This is a genomic window from Mycobacterium cookii (assembly GCF_010727945.1).
Classification (GTDB): domain Bacteria; phylum Actinomycetota; class Actinomycetes; order Mycobacteriales; family Mycobacteriaceae; genus Mycobacterium; species Mycobacterium cookii.
This window is the reverse complement of sequence record NZ_AP022569.1, coordinates 1,401,919-1,425,757: the sequence shown is the minus strand read 5'-3', so window position 1 is coordinate 1,425,757 and position 23,839 is coordinate 1,401,919. Positions and strand designations below refer to the sequence as shown.

General features: G+C 66.2%; 21 protein-coding genes and 1 pseudogene. 14 read left to right on the top strand and 8 right to left on the bottom strand.

The window, feature by feature from the left end:
• The first annotated feature begins 10 nt into the window (after positions 1-10).
• The 10 genes from G6N27_RS06900 to G6N27_RS06855 all read left to right on the top strand — a co-directional run bounded on the left by G6N27_RS06900 (position 11) and on the right by G6N27_RS06855 (position 9,463).
• Positions 11-1,039 carry an MCE family protein gene (locus tag G6N27_RS06900; RefSeq protein ID WP_163775666.1) on the top strand — a complete coding sequence of 343 codons (1,029 nt, stop codon included), beginning with the start codon at positions 11-13 and terminating at the stop codon, positions 1,037-1,039.
• 59 nt (positions 1,040-1,098) lie between these two features.
• Positions 1,099-2,424 (top strand): MCE family protein, encoded by a 1,326-nt coding sequence (locus tag G6N27_RS06895; RefSeq protein ID WP_372512935.1) that lies wholly within the window; start codon positions 1,099-1,101, stop codon positions 2,422-2,424.
• A gap of 134 nt (positions 2,425-2,558) precedes the next feature.
• The gene (locus tag G6N27_RS06890) at positions 2,559-3,857 is read left to right on the top strand and encodes an MCE family protein (RefSeq protein WP_232065005.1); all 1,299 of its coding nucleotides are present in this window, start codon (positions 2,559-2,561) and stop codon (positions 3,855-3,857) included.
• Positions 3,854-4,978: an MCE family protein gene (locus tag G6N27_RS06885; RefSeq protein ID WP_163775663.1), complete on the top strand. Its 1,125-nt coding sequence runs from the start codon at positions 3,854-3,856 to the stop codon at positions 4,976-4,978. Before G6N27_RS06890 ends, G6N27_RS06885 begins: the two co-directional genes overlap by 4 nt.
• 1 nt (position 4,979) lies before the next feature.
• Complete coding sequence (locus G6N27_RS06880; protein WP_163775662.1) at positions 4,980-6,482, top strand: MCE family protein; 1,503 nt, start codon at positions 4,980-4,982, stop codon at positions 6,480-6,482.
• Positions 6,443-7,048 (top strand): tetratricopeptide repeat protein, encoded by a 606-nt coding sequence (locus G6N27_RS06875; RefSeq protein ID WP_163775661.1) that lies wholly within the window; start codon positions 6,443-6,445, stop codon positions 7,046-7,048. The genes G6N27_RS06880 and G6N27_RS06875 overlap by 40 nt, the downstream gene beginning before the upstream one ends.
• Positions 7,045-7,665 (top strand): hypothetical protein, encoded by a 621-nt coding sequence (locus tag G6N27_RS06870; protein WP_163775660.1) that lies wholly within the window; start codon positions 7,045-7,047, stop codon positions 7,663-7,665. Before G6N27_RS06875 ends, G6N27_RS06870 begins: the two co-directional genes overlap by 4 nt.
• Positions 7,666-7,680: 15 nt before the next feature.
• Complete coding sequence (locus G6N27_RS06865; protein WP_163775659.1) at positions 7,681-8,583, top strand: alpha/beta hydrolase-fold protein; 903 nt, start codon at positions 7,681-7,683, stop codon at positions 8,581-8,583.
• A gap of 17 nt (positions 8,584-8,600) precedes the next feature.
• Complete coding sequence (locus tag G6N27_RS06860; protein WP_163775658.1) at positions 8,601-9,110, top strand: CAP domain-containing protein; 510 nt, start codon at positions 8,601-8,603, stop codon at positions 9,108-9,110.
• Positions 9,107-9,463 (top strand): DUF732 domain-containing protein, encoded by a 357-nt coding sequence (locus G6N27_RS06855; RefSeq protein ID WP_163775657.1) that lies wholly within the window; start codon positions 9,107-9,109, stop codon positions 9,461-9,463. Before G6N27_RS06860 ends, G6N27_RS06855 begins: the two co-directional genes overlap by 4 nt.
• Here the strand turns inward: G6N27_RS06855 and G6N27_RS25220 are convergent.
• The 3 genes and pseudogenes from G6N27_RS25220 to G6N27_RS06840 all read right to left on the bottom strand — a co-directional run.
• Positions 9,464-9,595 (bottom strand): annotated as a pseudogene (locus tag G6N27_RS25220) (hypothetical protein); the annotation flags it as partial.
• A gap of 78 nt (positions 9,596-9,673) precedes the next feature.
• A complete protein-coding gene (locus tag G6N27_RS06845; RefSeq protein WP_163775655.1) occupies positions 9,674-10,258 on the bottom strand; it encodes a rhodanese-like domain-containing protein in 585 nt (194 codons plus the stop codon).
• Positions 10,259-10,371: 113 nt separating this feature from the next.
• Complete coding sequence (locus G6N27_RS06840; RefSeq protein WP_163775654.1) at positions 10,372-12,348, bottom strand: acyl-CoA dehydrogenase family protein; 1,977 nt, start codon at positions 12,346-12,348, stop codon at positions 10,372-10,374.
• 130 nt (positions 12,349-12,478) lie between these two features.
• Between G6N27_RS06840 and G6N27_RS06835 the strand changes: the two genes are divergently transcribed.
• The gene (locus tag G6N27_RS06835; protein WP_163775653.1) at positions 12,479-13,981 is read left to right on the top strand and encodes a CYTH and CHAD domain-containing protein; all 1,503 of its coding nucleotides are present in this window, start codon (positions 12,479-12,481) and stop codon (positions 13,979-13,981) included.
• Positions 13,981-14,721 (top strand): ParA family protein, encoded by a 741-nt coding sequence (locus G6N27_RS06830; RefSeq protein WP_163775652.1) that lies wholly within the window; start codon positions 13,981-13,983, stop codon positions 14,719-14,721. The genes G6N27_RS06835 and G6N27_RS06830 overlap by 1 nt, the downstream gene beginning before the upstream one ends.
• On the opposite strand, the gene G6N27_RS06825 is transcribed toward G6N27_RS06830, so the two are convergent.
• Both G6N27_RS06825 and G6N27_RS06820 read right to left on the bottom strand, forming a co-directional pair.
• On the bottom strand, positions 14,705-17,149 hold the full coding sequence (locus G6N27_RS06825) for an ATP-binding cassette domain-containing protein (protein ID WP_163775651.1): 2,445 nt from the start codon (positions 17,147-17,149) through the stop codon (positions 14,705-14,707). The genes G6N27_RS06830 and G6N27_RS06825 overlap by 17 nt on opposite strands.
• Before the next feature lie 116 nt (positions 17,150-17,265).
• The gene (locus tag G6N27_RS06820; protein WP_163775650.1) at positions 17,266-17,754 is read right to left on the bottom strand and encodes a MarR family winged helix-turn-helix transcriptional regulator; all 489 of its coding nucleotides are present in this window, start codon (positions 17,752-17,754) and stop codon (positions 17,266-17,268) included.
• 125 nt (positions 17,755-17,879) lie between these two features.
• Between G6N27_RS06820 and G6N27_RS06815 the strand changes: the two genes are divergently transcribed.
• Both G6N27_RS06815 and G6N27_RS06810 read left to right on the top strand, forming a co-directional pair.
• Positions 17,880-19,967, top strand: coding sequence for an ATP-binding cassette domain-containing protein (locus tag G6N27_RS06815; RefSeq protein ID WP_163775649.1), 2,088 nt, complete (start codon positions 17,880-17,882; stop codon positions 19,965-19,967).
• A complete protein-coding gene (locus G6N27_RS06810; protein ID WP_232064906.1) occupies positions 19,964-20,809 on the top strand; it encodes an energy-coupling factor transporter transmembrane component T family protein in 846 nt (281 codons plus the stop codon). The genes G6N27_RS06815 and G6N27_RS06810 overlap by 4 nt, the downstream gene beginning before the upstream one ends.
• A gap of 4 nt (positions 20,810-20,813) precedes the next feature.
• Here the strand turns inward: G6N27_RS06810 and G6N27_RS06805 are convergent, their stop codons facing one another.
• From G6N27_RS06805 to G6N27_RS06795, 3 genes are read right to left on the bottom strand one after another with little or no spacing between them, the layout of a single operon-like run.
• Positions 20,814-22,151, bottom strand: coding sequence for an ABC transporter substrate-binding protein (locus G6N27_RS06805; RefSeq protein WP_163775648.1), 1,338 nt, complete (start codon positions 22,149-22,151; stop codon positions 20,814-20,816).
• On the bottom strand, positions 22,148-22,972 hold the full coding sequence (locus G6N27_RS06800) for a carbohydrate ABC transporter permease (protein WP_163775647.1): 825 nt from the start codon (positions 22,970-22,972) through the stop codon (positions 22,148-22,150). The genes G6N27_RS06805 and G6N27_RS06800 overlap by 4 nt, the downstream gene beginning before the upstream one ends.
• On the bottom strand, positions 22,959-23,828 hold the full coding sequence (locus G6N27_RS06795; protein WP_163775646.1) for a carbohydrate ABC transporter permease: 870 nt from the start codon (positions 23,826-23,828) through the stop codon (positions 22,959-22,961). Before G6N27_RS06795 ends, G6N27_RS06800 begins: the two co-directional genes overlap by 14 nt.
• Positions 23,829-23,839: the final 11 nt, after the last annotated feature.

The window sequence follows — 23,839 nt, the reverse complement described above, 5'->3', positions numbered from 1 at the left end:
AGGAGCTGCAATGAGAACCGACGCCGGCGCCATCGCGCGTGTGGTGGCGTTCACCGTTGTCTCTCTTGCTTTCGTCTTCGTCCTGGTGACCGTCTTCGGGCAGTTCCGGTTTGACTCCCGCACTTCCTACAGCGCGGTGTTCTCGAATGTCTCGGGGCTCAAGGGCGGGAACTTCGTCCGGATAGCCGGCGTCGAAGTCGGGAAGGTCAAGGATCTCAAGCTGGAAAAAGACGGCACTGTCCACGTCGACTTCGCCATCGATCGGGATCTGAGGCTCACCGAAGGCACCAAAGCGTCAGTGCGCTACGAAAACCTCATCGGCGACCGGTATCTCGCTCTCGAGGACGGGCCCGGTCCGCCCAGGAGATTGCCGCAGAACGCGACGATTCCGTTGGCCCGTACCTCTCCTGCCCTCGACGTCGACGCGCTCATCGGTGGTTTCCGGCCGCTGTTCCGCGCGTTGGATCCCGACCAGGTCAATGCGTTGTCCGGCCAACTGCTCCGAGTGTTCCAGGGTGAGGGCGCCACCATCTCGTCGGTGCTCGGCGAGACCTCCGCGCTGACCACCACGCTGGCCAACCGCGACAAGCTGATCGGCGATGTCATCACCAACCTCAACGTCGTGCTGCACACCTTCGGCACCCGCGACAAACAGTTCTCAGACGGCTTGGACAAGCTGTCCCAGCTTGTCGGCGCGCTGTCCGAGCGCAAGACCGACATCGCCAAGGACGTGGCCTATATCAATGCCGCGACGGGATCGGTAGCCGACTTGCTGACGCAGGCGCGGCAACCGATCAAAGACGTGATAGTGCAAACGGATCGCGTCTCGGGGCAGATCGACTCCGACCACGACTACTTCGACGATCTCGTCAAGACCCTGCCCGACGTTTATCAAAAACTGTCCCGTCAGGGTCTCTACGGCGACTACTTCGGCTTCTACATCTGCGACGTGATCATCAAGCTCAACGGCAGGAACGGACAACCCACGTTCGTCAAGTTCGTGAGTCAGGTAACCGGGCGGTGCTTGCCGAAAAAATGACCTCGATCAAAAACCGTCTCAGCGGTCTCAAAGAGAAGATCAAGACCAAGCGACGCGATATCAAACCGCTCGCTGACCGCAACCGGGTCACCGTCGGTCTGGTTGGCATCGGCATCGTCGTCGCCCTGGTCACCGCTGTCTTCTCCTACGAGAAGATTCCGTTCCTCACCGGAAAGTCCGGCTATTCCGCCTATTTCACCGAGGCGGGGGGCATCAAACCAGACAGCGACGTGCGGGTCTCGGGCCTGTCGGTCGGCAGGGTGTCCAGCGTCAAGTTGGACGGGACCAAAGTGCTGGTCAAATTCACCGTCGACGACGGCGTCGCACTGGGCAACCGCACCGAGGCGGCGATCAAGACCGAGACCGTGCTCGGCACGAAGATGCTCGAGATCACTCCGCGCGGCGACGGCAAGCTCGAAGGCCCCATCCCGGTTGAGCGCACCCGCGCGCCGTATGACTTACCGGATGCGTTGGGCGACTTGACCAGTACCATCAGCGCGCTGGACACCGCGAAGCTGTCGTCGGCGCTGACGACGTTGGCGAACACCTTCAAAGACACCCCACCCGATTTGAAGGCCGCACTGGAAGGTGTTGCGCAGTTCTCCAGCACGCTGGACAACCGTGACGCGAAACTGCGCAGCCTGTTGGCCAATGCGAACAAGGTCGTGGGGGTGCTGGGCAAGCGCAGCGACCAGATCGCCAACTTGGTCATCAACGCGAATGCCTTGCTGGCCGAGCTTCTGACGCAACGCAACGCGGTCGATGCGCTGATGACCAATATCGGTGCTGCGACGCGGCAGATATCCGCTGTCGTCGGCGACAACCGCACGCAACTCAAGCCCGCGCTGGACAAGCTCAACAATGTGCTTGCGGTCTTGGACGACCGCAAGAAAGAACTGCAGCGCACCTTGTACCTCATCCCGAAGTACGCGATGTCGTTCGGTGAAGTGCTGGGGTCGGGGCCATTCTTCAAAGCATCGCTACCGAATCTCACACTGGGACAATTCGTGCAGCCGTTCACCGACGCGGCGTTCTCTGATCTGGGGCTCGATCCCAACGTGCTGCTGCCGTCGCAACTCGTCGATCCGGGCAGCGGCCAGCCCGGTCTGCCGCAATTGCCGATGCCGTACCCGCGTACCGGACAGGGCGGCGAGCCGCGACGCTCGATCCCCGATGCGATCACCGGCAATCCGGATCAGCAGTCGTGTGGCCCCGCCGGCGCGCCGTTGCCTGGCCCCGCTTGCTATCCGTACCGGCCGCCGCCACCGGCGCCGCCGCCGGGCGGCGCACCGCCCGGGCCGCCGGCTGATCTCAAGCCGCCGCCCAAACAAACGCCGGTCTACCAGCCGGCGCCCAACGAAGTGCCTGCGAACGGGGGTCGCTGATGGCGTTCGCGAATGTCCGCGACAAGGCCGGCAACAGGCTCGACAACGTCGGTGAGTGGATCGAGAAACATCGACGCCTTGCGAAGATCGGCGTCGCGATCAGCCTGGTGCTGATCCTGTTCGGCGGGATCAGCATGATGGTCACGCCGTGGTGGAAACAGGTCACCCGGAACACCTACGTCGCGTACTTTCCGAACACCAACGGTGTCTACACCGGCGACGAGGTCCGCATTCTCGGGGTCGCGGTCGGAACGATCGAGAAGATCGAGCCGCAGCCCAACGCCGCGAAAGTCACGTTCACCGTCGAGTCGGAATACCCGGTTCCCGCCGATGTGCGCGCGGCGATTCTGTCGCCGTCGCTTGTCACTTCGCGCGCGATCCAGCTGGTGCCGGTCTACTCCGGCGGGCCGAAACTGGCTGACGGCGCGACCATTCCGCAGGAGCGCACCGCGGTCCCCGTCGAATGGGACGACCTGCGTAAGCAGTTGGAGAAGCTGACCGAGTCCCTGCAGCCCACCACCGAGGGGGGCACCAGCGCGCTGGGGCAGTTCGTCAACACCTCGGCGGCGAACCTGCGCGGCGAGGGCGACACCGCGCGCGACACCGTCATCAAGCTCTCGCAGGCGGTGTCGGCGCTCGGTGATCACAGCACAGACATTTTCAGCACGCTGCGCAACCTCGAGTTGTTCGTCTCCGCGCTGACCTCGAGCAGTGACCTGCTGGCGTCGTTCAACAAGAACTTGGCCAACATCACCACGGTGATGACGAATACGCCGAACGAGTGGGGCCAGGCCATCGCTGGATTGGACGGCGCCGTCAACGATCTGCGTCCGTTCGTCGCCGAGAACCGCGAGGCCATCGGTACGACCTTCGACCACCTCAACGAAATCACCACGGCATTGAACGACAGCCGCCGCGACATCAAGCAGACCCTGCACGTCGCGCCGAACGTGTTTCAGAACTTCCTCAACATCTATCAACCGGCGCAGAGCGCGGTCACCGGGATTCTGGCCCTGTCCAACTTTGCCGACACCGTCCAATCCGTCTGCGGTTCAATCGAATCCGCGGCTCGTATCGGGGCAAAGCAGTCGGCGCGACTGTGCGAGCAGTATCTGGCTCCGATCATCAAGAACCGTCAGTACAACTACCTGCCGATCGGGCTCAACCCGTTCGTGGGTGCATCGGCACGTCCCAACGAAATCACCTACAGCGAAGACAAACTCAACCCGCACATCCCGCCGCCGGGAGCGCCGGGAGGCCCGGGTGGCCCGCCTCCCGCCGACGCGGGTCCGCCGCCGGTGTCACCGCAAGCGTTGCCGGGCGGCGCGGTGCCACCCGCGCCGGTCGCGGTCCATTCCACCGATCCTCGCGAGGGCCTACCTGGCTTGATGGTGCCCGCGGCCGCACCGGTGCCGCCGAAGGGCACACCGTGAGGCGCGCAGTGGCTGCGGCACTTGCCATCTCGTGCTTGTGCTTGCTGACGAGTTGTGGAGGGTGGCGGGGTCTCAACTCGCTGCCGCTGCCGGGAACTCAGGGCAAGGGCGACGGTGCCTACACCATTGCGGCCCAACTGCCCGATGTCGTTGTGATCCAGCCGAATACCCGGGTGCGGGTCGCCGACGTCAACATCGGCAACGTCACCAAAATCGAGGTGCAGGACTGGCATGCCCTGGTGACCATGCGGATCAACGGCAATATCCACCTGCCCGCGAACAGCACCGCCAAGGTCGGCCAGACCAGCCTGCTGGGTTCCATGCACATCGAGCTGGCACCGCCGACCGACGAGGCGCCGCGCGGACAGCTCACCAACGGGTCGGTCATTCCGCTGTCCAGAGCAGCGACGTATCCGACCACCGAGCAGACCCTGGCGTCGGTCGCGATTCTGCTCAACGGCGGTGGACTGGGCCATCTCCAAGAGATCACCCGGACTTTCGCGACGGCGCTGACCGGACGCGAAAAAGAGATGCGCAGCCTGTTGACTCAACTGGACATCTTCGTCACCGAGACGAAGAAGCAGACCGACGACATCATCACTGCCATCGACAGCGTCAACTCACTGGTCGGCCAGGTGGCGGATAAAGACCCGGTGGTCGACAAGGCGCTGACCACGATCCCGCAGGCGCTGGGCGTCTTGTCAGACACCCGCAAGACGTTGGTCGACGCGATCGACAAGGTGGGCCAGTTCAGCGCCGTCGCCGCATCGACGATCCAGCAGAGCAAGAAATCGCTTGTCGACAACTTCCGCAATCTGGCGCCGGCGCTGCGCGAGCTCGCCAACGCCGGGCCCGCGCTGACCAGAGGCCTGGATTTCCTGTCGACGCTGCCGTGGGTGAAAAGCACTGTCCCAAACTGGTTTCGGGGTGACTTCGCCAACATCTCGCTGATCGTCGACCTGACTCTGAGCCGGCTGGACAGCGGTTTCTTCACGGGATCGAAATGGGAGGGAAATCTCACCGAACTCGAGATGCAGTGGGGCCGCACGATCGGCCAGATGCCCAGCCCGTACACCGCGGTCAATCCGTTGATCGCGCCGTACCACTGGGGGGGTTATTAGCATGGCTCTTTCGAGTTCGCTGCGCCTGTCCCGACGGGTGTGGACACAGTTGGCCATCCTGGCGTCGATCACCGTTCTGTCCATCGGCGTGATGGCATTCGGCTTCATCAAAGTCCCTGCGCTGCTTGGCGTTGGCCGTTACGTCGTCAAGGTTGACCTGCCCGCCTCCGGCGGGTTGTATCCGACCTCGGTGGTCACCTATCGCGGCAGCGAGGTCGGCAGTGTCAAGACGGTCGACGTCACCCAGAACGGCGTGCGCGCCGTCCTCTCGCTGAAATCCGACATCGCGATTCCGTCGGACGTGACTGCCGCGGTGCACAGCCGCTCGGCGATCGGCGAGCAATTCCTCGAGCTGACACCGCATTCCGGCACAGTGCAGGACACCGGCCCGAAATTGCGCGACGGCGACGTGATCCCGGTCGGCAAGACGCAGGTCCCGGTCGACATCGGCTCCCTGCTGGACACCACCAACAAGGCACTCGCAGTGATCCCGCAGGACAACCTGCGCACCGTCGTCGATGAAGCCGCCAAAGCCGTTGCGGGCCTAGGGCCGGAACTGTCCCGGCTGGTCGACGGCGGCACGGCGTTGGCGATCGATGCCGGCAAGACCACCGACTCGTTCTCCCGACTGATCGACGAGTTCCCACCGGTTGCCAGTTCGCAGCTGCGAACCTCGGATTCGATCGCGACGTGGGCGCAGCGGGTGAACGCCATCACCAGTCAGGTGAAGGCACAGGACGGCAGGCTGGCGGACTTGCTCAACAATGCCGGCCCGGCGCTCGACGAAGGCACCGCGTTGTTCGACCGGCTGGCGCCGACGTTGCCGGTGCTGCTGTCGAATCTGGTCAGTCTGGGCACCATCGCGGTGAATTACCGCAACGACCTCGAGCAGCTGTTGGTCATGTTCCCGCAGGGTACCGCGGTGATGTCGTCGATCATCGTGCCGGACCGGGTTGCCAAGATGGACTACAAGGGCATCTATCTCGACTTCAATCTGAACCTGAACTCGCCGCCGCCGTGCAACGCCGGGTTCCTACCGGTGCAGCAGCAGCGCATACCGGTAAGCCAGGACTATCCCGACCGGACGAACGGCGAGTTGTACTGCCGTATCCCGCAGAACTCCGACATGAACGTCCGAGGAGTCCGTAACGTTCCGTGCGAGACCAAGCCGGGCAAGCGCGCACCGACCGTCGAGATGTGCGAAAGCGACGAGGAGTACGTCCCGCTCAACGACGGCTTGTTCTGGAAGGGCGATCCGAACGCGACGTTGAGCGGCCAGAGTGTGCCGCAGTTCCCGAAGGGCGGGCCACCGTATTCGCCGGGCGAGCACTGGCACCCGCCCCCGGAAGCGCCGGCGAAGCCGCCGGTTGCGGTTCCCTACGATCCTTTGACCGGCAATTACGTCGGGCCGGACGGCCGCCACTACAGCGATTCCGACCTGGCTTTAGCACCGAAAGGCAAGACATGGCAGGACATGATGGTTCCGAAGAAGTCGAACCAGTAGACCCTGAAGCCGAAGGCGCCGATGAACTCGACGCCGAGCCCGGCGCGAAACCGGGGACGAAAAAGCGTGTGCCGGCTTGGATTTCGCGCATTCACATGCCGGTCGCTGTCGGAGTCGCCATCATCCTGGCGCTGGTCGGCTTGGGAGGATGGCTGGGGTACCGCGTGCACCAGGACCGCCAGGTGCAGGCTCAGCGCAGCCTCTACGTGCAAGTCGCACGGCAGACCGCGATCAACCTGACCACGATCAGCTACACGGAGGTCGACGCCGACATCAAACGGGTGCTGGATTCGGCCACCGGCGCCTTTCACGACGAGTTCCAGAACCGTTCGCAGCCGTTCGTCGAGGTCGTCAAGAAGGTGCAGTCGAAATCCGAAGGCACCATCGCCGAGGCGGGGCTGCTCTCCTACACCCATGGCCAAGCGCAGGTACTCGTCGCGGTATCGGTCAAAACGTCGATGGGTGCGGCACCGGCAGACCAGGAGCCGCGCCACTGGCGGATGCGACTTACTGTCGACAAGACAGGGGACAGCGCGAAGGTGTCGAATGTCGAGTTCGTCCCGTGAGCAGACGAACCGCCCTCACCGTGGAGGAGGACACCGCGTTGTCCGATGACAATGACCCGGTCGCCGACGAGGCCGATCTGCCCGACGCCGAGGAAGCCGAGGAGGCCGACGAGGCGCCGGCCGAAAGCGGTGCGCGGTCCTCGCGGCGCGGTGTGCTGGTGGCGGTCATTGCCGCGTTGGCGTTGATCCTGGCTCTTGGCGTCGGCTACCTGAAATGGCTCGACGGCACGGCGCGGGCATCCGCGGCGGCGGCAGACCAGTCGATACGCGCCGCCAGCGACAGCACGATCGCGATCCTGTCGTACAAGCCGGAGACCGTTGACAAAGATTTGAAGGCCGCCGCGGATCGGCTCGCCGAGCCGTTCCGTCAGCAGTACACGCAGCTGGTCAACGACGTCGTTGCGCCTGGGGCCAAACAACAGCACATTTCGGCGGTGGCGACCGTGCCCGCGGCGGCGTCGGTGTCGGCCACCGGAAAGCACGCGGTGGTATTGGTTTTCGTCGACCAGACCACCACCATCGGCAACGACGCGCCGACTCAGAGCACGTCCAGTGTGCGCGTCAGTCTCGAGAAGATCGACGGCCGATGGCTCATTTCGCAGTTCGACCCGGTATAGGCAAGTGAGGCGGAGATGACGAGTGTCCTGACGATATTCCGGCGGCTGTCCGCCATCGCGCTGACGGTCGGATGGTGTGCGGCGACGGCGATCTCGGGTTCGACGGGCATCACGAAGGCCGCCGGCTTCGAGAGCCTGATGGTGCCGTCGCCGTCGATGGGTCGCGACATTCCGGTGGCCTTCCTGGCCGGTGGCCCGCATGCGGCGTACTTGTTGGACGGGTTCAACGCCGCCCCCGACGTCAGCAATTGGGTGACGGCGGGTAACGGATTCAACGCCCTTGCAGGCAAAGGGATTTCGATCGTCGCCCCAGCCGGTGGCGCCTACAGCATGTACACCAACTGGGAGCAGGACGGCAGCAAGCAGTGGGAGACCTTCCTGTCCACCGAGTTGCCGGACTGGCTGGCCGCCAACAAGGGTCTGGCACCCGGCCGACATGGCGTCGTTGGAGTCTCCCAAGGCGGATACGCGGCGGCGGCGCTGGTGACTTTTCACCCTGACCGCTTCCACTACGCCGGATCGCTGTCGGGATTTCTGACGCCCGAACGCGCCGGCGTGGACGGGACGATCACCGCCGCACTCCGACAAGGCGGCGCGGACAGCGATCGCATGTGGGGCGCACCGCAATTGGGGCGCTGGAAATGGCATTCACCAAACCAGAACATCCAGCAGTTGGTGGACAACGATGCCCGACTCTGGGTTTATAGTCCGGGCAGCGGCGCGCCGACCGATCAGGGCGCGATGGCCGGTTTCGGCGACATCTCGCAAGGGACCAACGCGCAGTTCTATTCGCACTACCGCGATGTCGGTGGCACCAACGGCCACTTCGATCTGGGCCGAGGCGGCGGCAACGACTGGCCGACGTGGGGACGGCAACTGGCAGCCATGTCCGCCGATCTGGCCGCGAACATTCGCTAGCCGCAGGATGAGATGCCATGACTGACAAGCACGTTCGCCGCCTCGTACAGACCGTGTCGATACCGCTGGTGGGCGGGCTCGTCGCACCCGGCGTGATCGCATCGGCCGCCCCCGGGGTTCCCGGGAACAACGACCGGCTCAACAACGGCATCGTGGTCAACGTCGACACCATCAAGGCGCAGCACGGCTGCACCACCAAGCTGAAGAAAAACCCGCAACTGGAGGCCGCCGCTCAGCGCCACACCGTCGACGTGCTCAACAACCGAAGTCTCGACGCCGACAACGGGTCGGACGGGTCGACCGTGCAGGACCGGGCCCGCGACGCGGGCTACCGCGGCACGGTGGCCGAGACCGTGGCGATCAACAACTCATTGGCGATCAATGACCTTGACGTGATGGGTAATTGGTATTACCGCCCCGACTACATGGCGATCATGTCGAACTGCGCCAACACCCAGATCGGGGTGTGGTCGGAGAACAGCGTCGACCGCAGCGTGCTGGTCGCCGTTTACGGGCAGCCGTCATGAAGCGCGGAATATGGCTGGCGCCCCTGATTGTCGCGGTCCTGCTCGGCGGCCCGGCGCCGGCGGCGCACGCCGTGCCGGCGCCCGACATCGAGTTCATCTACGACACCACGGTGCGCAAGCAATACAGCTTCGCGAACACGGCCGACGCCATCAGCTACGCGCACGGGATCTGCGGCAAGATCACCGGCGGCATCAGCTACGCGCAAGTTATCGGTGATGTGAAAAGGGATGTCCAACCCAACGACGAGTACTCAGCCAACTATCTGATCTCGAACGCGGTGAACATCTATTGCCCCGCCCAGCTCTGGCAGTTGCGCAACTCGGCGGGCAGCTACGTGCCGCCCCCGCAGTAGCTATCCGCCGGCGTTACCGAGGTCGGGCGCGTAGGACGGCGGCGGGTAGACGCCCCGGAGCAGCCACGCGTAGGACGCGATGCCGTACTCCAGCTCGTCGCTGGCGTCGTAGTCCGGGTTCGGATTCATGGGCTAAAGCCTATCTCGTCAGGGCATCGACTACCCGTCGATCCTGCCGCAGGGGAGGTCCGGGCAAGACTTGCGGTGATTTTAACGGCCGCCGCTCGAGGGCGCCGCGAGCCGCGACAGGACCGTCTGAGCGTCCGAGGTCGCCCCGCGGTTGTACGGCAGCTTCGACAATGCGGTGCCCATCGCGCAGGTGTTGGAGATGGCGGCGTAGGTCAGACCGCCGCCGATCGCCGCGGCCAGCCATTTGAGTCGCGGGAATGCGACGCTGCCGAGCACCGACGACAGCACAATCGAGCCGGCGACGAGGCGAACCTGCCGCTCCAGCTCCCATCGCTGGACGCCACGGTTGACGTCGAACCCCCGGCCTTCCCAATCGGCGATCCCGTTTTCCAGGACCGTCCCGCCGAACACGCCGGCGCTCTGCAGAAGCTCGGCGGCCTGGCCGGCGCGTTGACCTGACCGGCAGACCAGCACGATGTCCTGGCTCTGGTCGAGGTGTTCGGCGACCTGAGAGCCGTGGTCGTTGAGCACATCGAGCGGCACGTTGTAGGACCCGTCGATGTGCGCGGTCTCGAACTCGGCGGGGGTGCGCACGTCGAGAATCCATGGCGGCTTCTGCGAGGCGAGGCGGTCGCGCAACTCGGTCGAGGTGATGGCGGCGGTCATGATCAACTCCGGTGATAGCGAACAGGTTCTGGTTCGCATACCCCGTCATCGCGTTGCTGCGGGCCTTTGAATCGTCGTGAATCTCGCTGTGATTGGCCCCGGCGGGAAATTCGTCACCCGTGGACAAGTGCCGAATCAGTAGATCCGTCACCGGCGGCGCCGGGCTCGGGCAGCTTCTCCGGATGCAGCATGTCGGCGTAGCGCAGCGGCTCGGGAATCCCGAAGCCGTCCACCAGGGTTTCGGCGTACGGCCGCAGCAACCGGCACCGGTCGTTGATGCCGCGGGTGACCGCCTTGGCGCGCTCGGTGGACAGGAAACGATGCTCGACGTACCACGCCTTGTCGTCCTCGATCACCGTCAGCGCATAGAGGTCGCAGACCAGACCGAGGATCTCGCGGGCCTCGTCGTCCTCGCAGGCGTCGATGCCGGCGACGAACGCCTCCAACACAACTCGGTCGATGTGTGCCCTGGCGGCGTGCAGCACGTGATCCTGCACGGAGTTGAACGCGTCGAACGCGGACATCTCTTTCGACTTGGCCTGCAGCCGGCGCGCGACTGAGGCGATGATGTACTGCTCGCGGTCCTCGAGCATCTGCACCTGGGTGCCGCGGTTGAACAGGCTGCCCTCTTCTTCGTTGTCCTGTCGCGCGTCGATGATCGTTTGGATGATCGTCTCGGCCGCAGTGCGTTTGAGCACCCGCTCGCCGGCGAAGTTCGCCGCGAACCGTACCCACTCCACGGGGCTCATGCCTTTGATGTCGTCGGCGTACGCGGTCAGCAGTTCCTTGGCCACCAGCTGGGTCAACACATGGTTGTCACCCTCGAAGGTGGTGAACACGTCGGTGTCGGCGCGCAGCGCGATCAACCGGTTGTCCGCCAAATAGCCGGCGCCGCCGCATGCTTCACGGGCCTCTTGGATGGCGGTGGACGCGTGCCAGGTGTTCGCGGCTTTCAGGCCGGCCGCCCGAGACTCCAACTCACGCTGCTCCTCGGCGTCGGGTGAGTCGGCGGTCTGTAGGTCGTGGCACTTGGACACCAGCTCGTTCTGGGCGAACTGCAACGCATACGACTTGGCGATCAACGGGAACAGCCGTCGCTGATGCACCAGATAGTCCATGATCAGCACTTCGCCGTCGTCGTCCGGTGCGGTGAACTGCTTGCGCTGCAAGGCATACCGGGTCGCGATGTCCAGGGCCACCCGCGCGGCGTTACCCGCACTCCCGCCGACGGTGACCCGCCCGCGGATCAGGGTGCCGATCATCGTGAAGAAGCGGCGGTTGGCGTTCTCGATCGGCGAGCTGTAGGTGCCGTCGGCCGCCACGTCACCGTATTTGTTGAGCAGGTTGACCCGCGGAACGCGGACGTGGTCGAACACCAGGCGACCGTTGTCGACACCCGGCAGGCCGCCCTTGTACTGACAGTCCGAAGTCGTCACACCGGGCAGGTCGTTGCCCTCATCGTCCCGGATCGGGACCAGGAAGCAGTGCACCCCGTGGTTGACCTGCTCGCCGTTCTCGGTTGTGATCAGTTGCGCGAATACCGCTGCGACGGTGGCGGTCTCGGCGGCGCCGCCGATGTAGTCCTTGCGCGCGTTCGGCGTCTCCGAGTGGATCACGAACTCCTCGGTGGCCGCGTCGTAGGTCGCGGTCGTCTCCAGCGACTGGACATCGCTGCCGTGTCCGGTCTCTGTCATCGCGAAACAGCCGCGCAGTTCGAGGTTGATGATCTTGGGTACGTACGCCTCGTGGTGGCGCTCGGTGCCGAGGTTCTCCACGGCCCCGCCGAACAGGCCCCACTGCACGCCGGCCTTGACCATCAGTGACAGGTCCGACATCGCCAGCATCTCGATCATCGTGACCGCGGCCCCGACGTTGCCATTGCCACCGTGCTCTTTGCGGAAACCGTCGTCGGCGGCACCCGCGGCGGCCATGATGCTCATCTGCTCGGCGACCTTGGTGCGGGCGATCACGGTGTTCGGGGTGTAGTGCGGGCGGAAGATCTCGTCGGTCAGCCGCTGCCGCATCTGGTTCTTCACGTCGCGCCAACGTCCGTCGAGAGAGTTGCGCAAGTGTTCCGCAGTGGTGGTCATACCCGACGGTAACCGATAGTGATCGTGTTGCCGTGGCGCTTGTGAAACCGCGGGCTGTTCATCCGTTACGGCTATCATCTGTCCGCATCTGTCGCGCGGTCGCGGCCATGCGGCCAGTGGAAGGTGAGTGATGGGTAAGCGTCCCCGTGCTTTCGGCAAGCAGGGCGCGGTCGAATGGGATGTCGTCGAATCGGCTTTGCAGCCCACCTTCAGCCTGGCCTCCGGACCGCAAAGTGAGACGACGCACACCTGGTTGGACACATTCGATTGGCGGCTGCACTCCGCCGGCTTCTCCTTGGAATTCGTCGACGACGGGCCGTTGATCTTGGAGTTTCCGGACGGGACGCGGCTGCAGGCCCCGCGCGCGGGGGTGAAGTGGCCGGCTCATTGCCACACGCTGCCCGACGGGCGGCTGCGCGATGCGCTCACTCCGATCGTCGCGCTGCGCGCGCTGCTGCCCGTCGTCACGGTGCGGTGCCTGACCCGGGAGAGCCGGGTGCTCAACTCCGATGAGAAAACCGTCGCCCGACTGGTGAGCGAGAGCGTCGAGGACGGCGCCGGCCAGCTGCGGATCCAGCCGCTACGTGGCTACGACGACGCCGGTGATCGCATCGCCCAGTTGTTGGCGGGCGTGGACGGCTTCACCGCGGTCACGACGACGCCGTATGACCTGGCCCTGTCCAGTGCGACTCGCAGGCCGGCGAGGCAGGCCGACGACGCGGAGTCGCTGCGTCCGGAAATGTCTGCGGCAGTGGCGATTGCCGAAATGCTCGATCGGTTCGCGGTGGCCATCGAAGACAACGTGCCGGGCACGATCGCGGCGATCGACACCGAGTTCCTGCACGACCTACGAGTCGCGGTGCGACGCACCCGCTCGATTCTCAAGCTGGCCGGCGACGTGCTGCCGGGAGGTCTGGCCGAGCGGTTCAGCCCGGAATTCAAGTGGCTGGGAGATCTGACCACGCCCGTCCGCGATCTGGATGTGTACCTGCTCGAACTGGACACCATGGCGGGCCGGCTGACCTCGGCCGACCCGAGTCAGCTCGATCCGTTCCGGTCGTTTCTGGTGCGGCACCGCGCGGCCGAACGTCGTCGTCTGGTGCGCGGGCTGCGGTCGCGGCGCTTTCACGAGCTGATGTCCGAGTGGCGTGGCGCGCTGGCGCAGGTGGCCGCCGACGCCGATGCCGACCCGACGGTTTCGGCGTTGGCTCGCCAACGGATCGGGCGGGCCTACCGCAACGCGGCCCGGCGTGGAAAGCGCATCAACGCCGACTCGCCCAGCGACGACGTGCACGCACTGCGCAAGCGCTGCAAGGAACTGCGCTACCTGCTCGAGGTGTTCCGGCCGGTATGCGCCCGCGCCCCGCACCGCCGGCTGCTCAAAGAACTCAAAGCGTTGCAGGACGTGCTGGGCGATTTCCAGGACGGCGAGGTGCAGCGCGAGGCCATTCACGAATTCGCCGCGGCGATGATGGAACAGCAGGCGGCGCCGCCGGCGACGGTTTTGGCGATGGGGGAGTTGGCCGCCCAACTCGACGTGCATCAGCGCACTGCGCGGGCCGCGCTGGCCGGCCGGTTGGAGCCGTTCCTGGCTGACGCGACCCGTTCCCTGGTGAAGGCTCTGGTGCGCTGATGAAGGTGTATGCGACGTACAACATCAAGGGCGGTGTCGGCAAGACGTCGGCCGCGGTCAACCTGGCGCACCTGGCGGCGACCAGCGGCTACAACGTGCTGCTGTGGGACCTCGACCCGCAGGGCGCCGCCACGTACTTCTTCCGGGTGCGGCCCCGGGTGAAGGGTGGCGGACGGGCACTGGTCGACGGCACGCGATCACTCGACGACGCGATCAAAGCCACCGACTTCGACGGGCTGGACCTGGTGCCGGCCGACTTCCGCTACCGCAACCTCGATCTGCAGCTCGACGAGACGAAGCGGCCGACGCGACGGGTGCGTCAGTTGCTGCGACCGCTCGACGGGCAGTACGACGTGGTGTTCCTCGATTGCCCGCCGAGCATCTCGTTGCTGTCGGAAAACGTGCTGCATGCCGTCGACACGCTGCTGGTGCCGATGATCCCGGCGACGTTGTCGGTTCGCACCTTCGACCAATTGACAGACTTCGTCAGCGATTTCGAGGGCCGCCGTCCGCAAGTCCGCGCGTTCTTCTCGATGGTCGACCAACGCAAGCGGCTGCACCGTGAACTCGTACAGCAGCTGTCCGCCGAGCGGTCCGGGATCCTGGCCTCCGCAATCCCTGCGCTGTCGATCATCGAGCAGATGGCCGAACGACGGGCGCCGGTAACGGCTTTCGCGCCGGACAGCGCCGCGGCGCTGTGCTACAAAGCGCTCTGGAATGAGGTCACGGCCTCTGGCTGATCTCCGCTGCCGCTGAGCGACGGGACGGCCGCCGCAACCACCAGCGCAGTGCTGCGGTGGCGACTACGCCCAACCCGATCAGCATGCCCATGTCGAGCAGCCACGCGCCGGATGCGTGTCGCCACGAATCATCGCCGGCGGCAAGCAGATTGACGGCGTGCACATCGACGGTCGAGGCCAGCGCGGCGAAACTCCACCGGGCCGGCACAAACCACGCGAGCTGCTCCAGGCCGAACCGGCCGCCGACCGGGAACAGCGCCCCGGCGAACACCAGCGAGGCCAACACGATAAGCACGGCGGTCAGCAGGATCTGCTCGGCATAGGACGCCGCCGCCGAGAGCGCGAGCGCGACCATCGCCGAGACGATCGTGGTGACGGCCAGTATCACAAACAATTCGAACGTCGCGTTGCCGAGTAGCACCGCGCCCTGCGTCGGCGCGCCCTTGCCGACGGCGGCGGCGACGGTGATGATGCCGGCCTGCGCGACGGCGACCAGGCCGTAGACGGCGGCCTTGGCGGTCACGAACGCTGACGCCGACAGGCCGTGGGCCTGTTCGCGGCGGAAGATGCGGCGCTCACCGAAGAGGTCGCGGATGCCGAGCGCCGTTCCCATCACTACCGCACCGATATTGAGCACGGCGAGAATCTCCACGGCCTCGTCGGGGCTGTTGCCGTACGGGCTGGCCGGGCCCAGACCGGCGTCTCCGGGCACCAGGAGCGCGACCGCGCCGAAGAGCAACGGCAGGATCGCCAGGAAAATCAGGTATCGCTGGTCGGCGATCAACAGCCACAGCTGCCGACGGGTGGCGATCCGGATCTGTTGCCACAGATTCGGATAGATCGGTGGGTTCGGCCCCCCGGCGGCCTGCGTCGTGGGCTGTGCTTCCGGCTCCCCTTGCTGACGAGCGAGGTACTCGTCATGTGCGCCATACGGATCGGCGCTGACGCGCGCGACGATCTCGGTCCAGTCGCTGGTCCCCAACTCCGTGTCGATCTGAGACGGCGGTCCGGCGAACACCGGAATGCCCGTCGGCGTGAGGATCAGCACTTGATCGCACCCGTCGAGGTCGGCCGGCGAGCTGGTGGCGACCACGACGACACGCCCGTCGTCGGCGAGCCGTCGCAACGTCGCCCGTAACTGTTGCTGCGCTTCCGGTTCCAGTCCGGCGGTGGGCTCGTCGAGGACTAGCAACGTCGGACTGGTCAGCAATTCCACCGCCAGCGATGCTCGCTTGCGCTGCTCGGCGGGGAGTTTCTTCAGCTGGACGGTGCGCAGCGAACTAAGGTCCATGTCGTCCAGCGCGGAGCGCACCACCTCGTTGCGGCGTTCGGTGGAAGTGCTTGGTGTGAAACGTAATTCGGCGGCGTAGCGCAACGCCTGTTCCACGGTCAGTTGCGGGTGCAATAGGTCGTGACGCGGCACCACGGCGACGCGGGGTCGCACGTTATCGGCTGAGACCTGGTGACCGCCGAATTCGACTGTGCCGACGCTTGGTTGCGCCGCGCCGCCCAGCACGTCGGCCAGCGCGGCGGTGCTCGCCTCGGAGAGGCCGATGACCGCGGTGAGGGTGCCGGGCGCCGTGGTAAAGGAGACGTCGGCCAGCGCCTGGTCGCCGTCGACACTGAATCGCACCCGGCGCACTTCCAGCGGACCGTCGATGGCGGCGGGCTTGGGGGCCTCGCTGGCCGGTTGCGGCGGCGGCGCGGTGGGCGCGGCCTCGCCAGGCTGGTCTTTCGCCTTCTCCAGCAACAGCTTTCGCGTTGTATCGGCGAACCGCTGGATGATCGTGTCCTGGTGATCCGCTTGTGGAAGTGACGCCGTGGGTGCGACTTCGTGAGAACGAGCTTCGGGCTTCTGTGGCAACAGTTTTCGTGCTGCACCGGTGAGCCGCTGGACGGCTGCGGTCCGGGTGTGCGGAGCGGCCGGCGAGGCCGGCGCAGGCGGTGGCGACGCGAGCGGTGGCGGAGGCGGTGGGGGTGCCCAGGGTGGGGGGCCCGGCGGTGGAGCAGGGACGGGCGGCCACGGGTGTCGGACCGGCCGCGGCGGGGGCGGCGGCGCTGGTGGCGGCGCGAACGTGACTGGGCGTGGCGGCGGCGCGGGTCGTGGTGGAGGCGGCGGAACGCCGAGTTGGAAGATCAACAGCGGCCCGTGCTGGGGATCGCCGAGGGTGATCCGGCGGCCGTCGTGGATGAAGACCGTCGACATCCGCACCCCGTTGACGTAGATCCCGGCTTCGCCGCGGTCGACGGCGAGCCACTGACCGCCGCTGTGGTGAAGCACGACCTGCGTCGACGCGAATGCGCCGTCGAGGCGGATGTCGGCAGCGTCGTCATGACCGACGGTGACGTCCCGGCCGGCGGGGAAGACATATCGACGAGGGCCGAGCCAAACGATGAGGGGTGGACCGAACGACCCATCGGTCGGCATGGTCACCCCCTTTCGCGCCCATCATCTTGGAGTCGCACGACGCTTGTCCACTCGCCATGATGCGCCGAGCACCGATCGAGGGACGTCGGTGCCGGCTGTGTGCCGCCGCGAAGCGGCTAGCGAGACGCGCTTGGGCGCGGGGCGGGTGCCGAATCGTCGAGCACGCCGCGCAGCACGGTCACCGCGTTGACCAGCGTCTGCCGGTCTGCGGCCTTCAGCCTGGCCAGTTGCGGCTCGATCGCGCGGGCCCGGTCGGCGCGGACTCGGTTAAGAGTTTGCAAACCTTGTGCAGTGATCTGAATGCGGACCGCGCGGGCGTCGCCGGGGTCGACCGTACGGGTGACCAGGCCGGCGTCTTCGAGCCGTCGCACCTGGGTGGTCATCGTCGGCTGCGAGCAGTGGTCCACCGCGGCCAGATCACAGATCCGCGCTTCACCGTGGGCATCGATGGTCGACAGCAGTCGGGCCTGGGCGGCCGGCAACTGCATCTGGATTCGTTGGGTCGCAAAGCGGTTCAGCCGCGCAACGACGGCGAGAAGATCCGCGCCCAGGCCGGCGACAGCCGCCTCCGCCGCGTCGGGCTCGGTGGTTGCGGATGAGATCATCCGTATATAGTTGCATAGCTAGGCTATATAGACTACTTATCGAGCAATTTCGTTGCCGCTAATTCTCATAACCCGCCACGGTTCGCTCGCGGAAGCACCCCGCGACAGCTGGCAGAATCGATCAGATGAACGCGACTCGCTCCGAGTCCGGGACTCGACGTTCCGGATCGTTGCGTCCCGGCGAGCTCGCGCAGGCATCGGTCATGGCCGCCCTGTGCGCGGCAACCGCAATCATCTCGATCGTCGTGCCGTTCGCCGGTGCGCTGGCGCTGCTGGGCACCGTGCCGATGGGGTTGCTGGCTTACCGTTACCGCGTCCGCGCGTTGGTCACCGCGACGGTCGCTGCCGGGCTGATCGCTTTTTTGATCGCCGGACTCGGCGGCCTGATGACGGTGGCGCACAACGCCTACGTCGGCGGTCTGACCGGTGTCGTCAAACGCCGCGGCCGTGGCACCCCGACGGTGCTGGTCGTCTCCTGTATCGCCGGAGCGGTATTCAACCTGGCAGCGGTCGGCGCGTTAGCGGTGCTGTCGCGGTTGCGGCACCTCATCTTCGACACGATTACCGCCAACGTCGACGGGATTGCGGCGGTAATGACCTCGCTCGGTCGTTTCGCGGTGACCCACCCATTCCCGCTCAGCACGCGAATCGGTCCGGGTCTGGAGTCGACCGCCCGCGGACTTCAGTGGTTCGTCGGCCGGGCTCTGCACTACTGGCCGGTGCTGTTGTTCGCCAACGGCGTCGCCTCCCTGATGATCGTGTCGCTGATCGGGTGGTGGGCATTGTCGCGGGTGCTGGACCGGATGAGCGGAATCCCCGACGTGCACAAGCTGGACGCGCCGCTCGACAATGCACCGGTCGGGCCGGTGCCCGTGCGGTTGGACCAGGTCAGCTTCCGCTACCCGCACGCCGACCGCGATGCGCTGCGCCCGGTCAACCTGAACGTTGCGCCCGGCGAACATCTTGCGATCACCGGGGCCAATGGCTCTGGCAAGACAACGCTGATGCTCCTGCTGGCCGGCCGGGAGCCGACATCGGGAACAATCGAGCGTCCCGGCGCGGTGGGGTTGGGCCGCCTGGGTGGGACCGCCGTGGTCATGCAGCATCCGGAAAGTCAGGTCCTGGGCACCCGGGTGGCCGACGACGTGGTCTGGGGTCTGCCGCCGGGAACAAAGGTCGACGTGCACCGGTTGCTCGGCGAAGTCGGGCTGGATGCGCTCGCCGACCGCGACACCGGCAGTCTGTCGGGCGGTGAGCTGCAGCGGCTGGCGGTCGCCGCAGCGCTGGCCCGCGAGCCCGCGCTGCTCATCGCCGACGAGGTCACCAGCATGGTCGACCGACAGGGGCGCGACGCGCTACTCGGTGTGCTGTCCGGGCTGAAGAACCGGCACCGCGCGGCGCTGATCCACATCACGCACTACAGCGACGAGGCCGAATCCGCCGACAGCACGATCAATCTCAGCGAATCCGGGGACAACACCGGCATGGTCGAGACGACGGCCGCCCCGGTGACGAACCCGCTGCCGGCCCACGAATCCGGTCCGCCGGTCCTCGAAGTTGCCGGGGTCGGTCACGAATACGACAGCGGCACACCGTGGGCCAAGACCGCGCTGCGCGAGGTCAGCTTCACGGTGCAGCAAGGCGATGGCTTGTTGATCCAGGGCGGCAACGGCTCAGGCAAGTCGACGCTGGCGTGGATCCTGGCCGGCCTGACGGTGCCGACGACGGGCACCTGCCTGCTCGACGGCCGACCGACCTACGAACAGGTCGGCGCGGTTGCGCTGTCGTTCCAGGCGGCGCGACTGCAGCTGATGCGAAGCCGGGTCGACTCGGAAGTCGCCTCGGCGGCCGGCTTTTCGCCCAAAGACCGCGACCGGGTGGCTACCGCGCTGGCCGTGGTGGGACTGGACAGCGCATTGGCGAACCGGCGCATCGATCAGCTCAGCGGCGGTCAGATGCGCCGGGTCGTGCTGGCGGGCCTGCTGGCCCGTTCACCGCGGGCGCTGATCCTCGACGAGCCGCTGGCAGGGCTGGACGCCGTCACCCAAAGTGGCTTACTGCGACTACTCGAAGACCTTCGACGTGAGCAGGGGCTGACCGTCGTGGTGATGTCCCACGACGACACCGGCATGCACGAGCTGTGCCCGAACACTGTGGACCTCAGCGGCGGTGTGCTCGAGCCGGTGGCGACGGCGACCGGGGGGCTGACGTGACCACCGCCCCGCCGGACGAGAGCCCGACCCGTAAGCCGCCCCGAGGGGTTGTGCTGCTGCGCCCGGTACCGGGCACCTCGACGATTCACGACCTGTGGGCCGGCACCAAACTGCTTGCGGTGTTAGCCATTTCGGTATTGCTGACCTTCAGTCCAGGCTGGATCACCATCGGGCTGGTCGCGGCTCTGGTGCTGACGGCGGCTCGCCTTGCGCACATACCGCGTGGTGCGCTTCCCAATGTGCCGCGTTGGCTGTGGCTGCTTTTGGCCTTGGGTGGCGTCTCGGCGGCGCTGGCGGGCGGCCATCCGGTGATCGGGGTGGCCGGCACCTCGATCGGACTCGGCGGTTTGTTGAATTTTCTGCGGATCACCGCGCTGTCGATCGTCTTGCTTGGACTGGGCGCGATGGTGTCCTGGACCACCAATGTCGCCGAAATAGCGCCTGCGGTGGCCAGTTTGGGTCGCCCGTTGCGGCTGGTGCGGATCCCGATCGACGAATGGGCCGTCACGGTCGCGCTTGCGCTGCGCGCGTTTCCGATGCTGATCGACGAATTCCGGGTGCTGTACGCCGCGCGGCGGTTGCGGCCCAAGCGCGTCGCGGACAGTCGCCGTGCACGTCGCCGGCGCCGGGCGATGGAAGTCGTCGATCTGCTGACTGCGGCCCTCACGGTGACGTTGCGGCGGGCCGACGAGATGGGTGACGCCATTACCGCGCGGGGCGGCATCGGCCAGATCTCGGCGACGCCGTCGCGGCCGAAACCGGCGGACTGGCTGGCGCTCTCGATCACCGTGGCCGTGTGCATCGCCGCTATCGTGTTCGACGTCCCGCCGGTCCGGCCCTAGTCGCCTAGCGCCGCGCGGCAGCGTTGGCGGCGGCCTGTGCCTTGCGCAGCGTCGTGGGAATGTCGCCGCGGCCCAGGAACATCTCGTCGAAATACGGCTTGATCACCTGGTTGCCCGCAGCGAATCCCGCGCCGCCGGGCGCCGCGATGCGCGGGCCCTCGAGCACGGCGAAGAACGGTGTGACGTCGACGCCCTTGCCGGCCCAGTAGTCGAAGTACACCTGCTGCGCCGACGTCACCGCCGGGATCGCACTGCCGCGTCGCCCGATGTAGCGATTGCCGTCGGCGCTGCCCAGCCAGGCCAGCACCTGGCGCACGGCGTCGGGGTGCGCGGACGCCGAATTACCGGCAGCGGCAATACCGTTGGTGACGCTGACCCGGCCCCTGGGGCCGGCAGGCAACATCGCCACACCCCACCGGAAGGCGGCCTGCGCGGATACGCTCGCCAAGTTGTAAGTGCCGGACTGGAAGAGCGCCATCTTGCCGGCCAGGAATTGGTTACGGGAGAAGTCACCGTTGTCGTTGGTCTCCGAGGCAGGCGGCGAGAGGTGGTCGTCGTTGATCAGCGTGACCAGGTAGCGGAATGCCTCGACCGCGCCGGGGTTGTCGAACGCGAAGCGATCGCCGTCCTGGTACTGCCCACCGGCCGAGCCGATGTAGTTCAGGTAGATGCCTTGGGCGTCGTTGGCCGCGTTGTATCCCCATTGCCGCACCCGCCCGGGGTCGAAACCCGGTGTGGCCGCACGTCGTCCGTCGGCGTCGACGGTGAGCCGGGACAGCAGTGGGCGCAGCGTGTCGCCGGTGTCGGGGCTCCAGCGCAGCGCCGCCAGGTCGGCAACGTCGACTCCGGCGGCGGCGAGCAGGTCCGCGTTGTAGTACAGCGCGATCCCGGCGTCGGTGAGTTGGGGCACCCCCCATAGGGTGTGGTTGCGGGTGAACTGCTCGACCACCGACCGCTCCCACGCTGAGGAGGCTTTCGGCCCAAGGGTTTTGCCGATGTCGACCAGTCGACCACTGTCGGCGTAGCCGGCGAGGTAGGCATCGGACACCCAGAAGATGTCGTCGGCACTGCCGCCCGCGACGTCGGTGCGCAGCGTGGTGAAGTAGTTGGCGTACGAGACGACGTTGGTGTGCACCTCGATGCCGGGATGCGTGCGGCCGAACGCCGCAAACGATTCCCGGTAGGCCCTGGCGACCTGCTCGTCCCACAACCGGACGGTCACCACCGTCTTGCCGCCGGGCGGCCGTGCCGTGACGTCGAGCAGCACTGCCGCGGCCACCAGCAGCGCGGCGAGCAGCACGAAACCCGTTGCGAACAGGGTGGAAAAGCGGGGCCGGCTCATTTGAGCCCCGTGACGACGATCGAGCGCACAATGTGTCGCTGGAAGATCACGAACAACACCAGCAGCGGCACGATCGCAACCACCGTCGCGGCCATCACCAACGTCCACTGCGCGTTGTAGCGCGACTGCAGCGCCGCGGTCGCCACCGTCAGCACCTGCCACTTGGCGCCGCTGGTGATCACCAACGGCCACATGAAGTGATGCCATTGCGACACGACGGTGATGAGCATCAGTGTGACCAGCACCGGCCGGCTGGCGGGCAGCACGACGTGCACGATCACATCCAGCGTGTTGGCACCGTCCAGATACGCGGCGTTGATCAGGTCGTCGGGGATCGCGCGGAAATACTGGCGCAGCAAGAAGATCGCATAGGGGGAGCCGAAGACGAACGGCAACACCAAGGCCCAGAACGTATTACGCAGTCCCAGTTGCGCCATCATCAGATAGAGCGGCACCACCGTCACGCTGCCCGGCACCATCAACGTCGCGAGGTACAGCCAGAACAGCGCGTCGCGGCCCGGAAACCGCAACCGCGCAAAGGCGTACGCGGCCAGCACCGACGAACTCACCTGGCCGAGCAGTATCACCGCGGTCATCAACGTCGTCACAGCGAGTGCCCGGCCGAACCCGGCGCCGCCCAGATCCGCGTAGTTTGCGAGGGTCGGTGGCCGCGGCCACGCCAGCGGTGTGCCCGTCGCGAACTGGTGCGCCGACGTGAACGAGGTCAGCAGACCGAGTGCGAACGGCGCCAGCGTGAGCAGCGCCCCCACCAGCAGGCCCGCATACACCAGCACCGCGGCCGGTTTCCTAGGTGAGGTCATAGCTGATCCGCCGACGGAAGTACAGGTGCTGCACGACGGTGATGCCGACCAGGATGACGAACAACACCACCGCCATCACCGAGGCGCGACCGATCGCGGCCGCCCCGAACGCCTCCGCGTAGATGCGATGCGCGACCAGGTCGGTGTGGTCCTGGGGTCCGCCGCCGGTGAGCGCATAGACCGTGTCGAAAACCTGTGCGGCACTGATGACTCCGGTGACCAACACGAAGAACAGCGTCGGCCGCAGCATCGGCAGCGTGATGCGCCGGAACCGCTGCCATGACGTCGCGCCGTCGGTGCGTGCCGCAGCATGGATCTCGTCGGGGATCGCGAGAATGCCGGCGAGAAAGAACAGCGCGACGTAGCCGACGTTGGTCCAGACCACGACCGCGGACACCACCGGCAGCGCGAGGCCGGGATCGGTGAGCCATTCGATGCGATGCCCCAGCAGGGTGCTGACGGCGCCGTTGGTGGGTGACAGGATCCAGCGCCACAGCACCGCGATCGCCAACGGCACGCAGATCCACGGCAGCACGTACAGGGTGCGGAACAGACCGCTGCCCGGCAGGTCGCGCGCCAGCAACGCCGCGACCGCCAACCCGAGCACCGTCTGGGCCGGGACGACGATCGCCACGAAAGTCAGCGTCACCAGCAGTGAGTTGCCGAACGCCGAGTCGCTGAGGACCGAGCGCCAATTCTGGCCTCCGACATACTCGATCGGCCCCAGCAGATCCCATCGGTGCAGGCTCAGCCACACCACCACCAGGATCGGCAGCAGCAAGAACGCGACGACCCCGAACAGGCTGGGCGCGAGCAGCGCATATCCCAGCGCGGTCGATCGCCGCGGTGTGCCCATGAAGGTATTAA